A 1,316-nucleotide genomic window follows, 5' to 3' on the forward strand; every position below is an offset into this window, starting at 1 on the left:
GTCGTGCGGTGTGTTTTTCTTCCGTACTCAGCAAAAAGCCGTACAGACGTTCCAGTCGGGCGCGGTAGGCGGTGAATTTGTTGTAGAACATTCGAAAGAAAGACAGCGCGTTTTGCAGTCGTGCGAAGGCTTGGACGGTCTGCTGGATGTCGCCGATTTTGATTTGTCCGGCAAACAGGCGCGGGGCTTGTAAAATAATGGGGAAGAGTTTGATGCCGTTGGTGAACATATCGTTAAAGCCGCTCAGGCAGACGCTTTGTCGCGCAATGCGCCAACGGTTGCGGATAATGGCTTTAAAGCGGTCGGAAAGCTGGTCGTGTTCGTGTTTTTCGCCGCTATAAAACGCCACGCTTTCGGCGTGGTCGCGCACGCGGATGAGGGAGTAACGGTAGTCGCCGTTGAGCTTTTCGTTTTCATAGTTGTAACGAATCAACGGGTTGCCTATCCACATGGCGATAAAGGTTGCCAAAATCACAAACATATAGACAAACCAAACGATGCCGTGCGGAATGTCGAAGCCGAACACGGTCAGGATGCCCGCCAAACCCCATAAAACAACGGCAAATTCCAAAGAGGTAACGACCGAATTGACCATGCCGCGCACAAATTCTATGGTCGAGGCGATGAAATCCTGCGCGTCTTGTTGGATACGCTGGTCGATATTATCCGGCGCGTGGCGGCGCATTTGCAGGCGGTAGTAGTTTTTGTCGGCAAGCCAGCGTGAAGTCAAAACTTCATTGAGCCGCTCCGACCATTTAATCGCCAAGCCTTGATCGAGAAAGTCGTTGACGACGTTGTTAAACGCCCGTATCAACACCACGCCCGCGTTCATCGCTGCAAACATCCAAAATGCGGAGGCATTCAAATCCTGCATCGAGTCGTAAAGCCCTTTGGACATAAAGGTACTCAACACATTCAGCCGTACTTCGGTCAGCAGCAGCGTAATCATCGCCGTAATCAGCAGCAAAACTTTGACGGTACTTTTCGGCGTCAGACACAGCCGCAGGATATAGCTAAACTCGCGCCCGAAGCGTGTGTTGCGTGCAAAAAACAGAATGACCGCCGAGGCTGCAGCGACCATCAATAAGGTCTGCAATAGCCAAGACGGCGTGGAATAAAGCTCGATTTGCCATTTTTGCATGAGGTGTTCTCTGAAAGGAAGTAAAGGCCGTCTGAAAGGACGGCAAATTTATTTGACTATGGTAACTGCAATAATAGTTTTCTGAACTGTTGTATTTTTTGTATTTACAAACGGTTCTTATTTGTTTTTGTAGAAAGCAGAAATCTTATCAAATATAATCATAAAACTAAATTAC

General features: G+C 48.6%; 1 protein-coding gene. It reads right to left on the reverse strand.

All coding sequences use genetic code 11. The features are described from left to right. Positions 1–1,141, reverse strand: a 1,141-nt coding sequence (locus ACTHUM_RS14330) for an SbmA/BacA-like family transporter (RefSeq protein ID WP_440403204.1), incomplete at its 3' end; no start/stop codon positions are given. Positions 1,142–1,316 lie beyond the last annotated feature (175 nt).

The organism is Neisseria sp. P0021.S006, assembly GCF_051956895.1.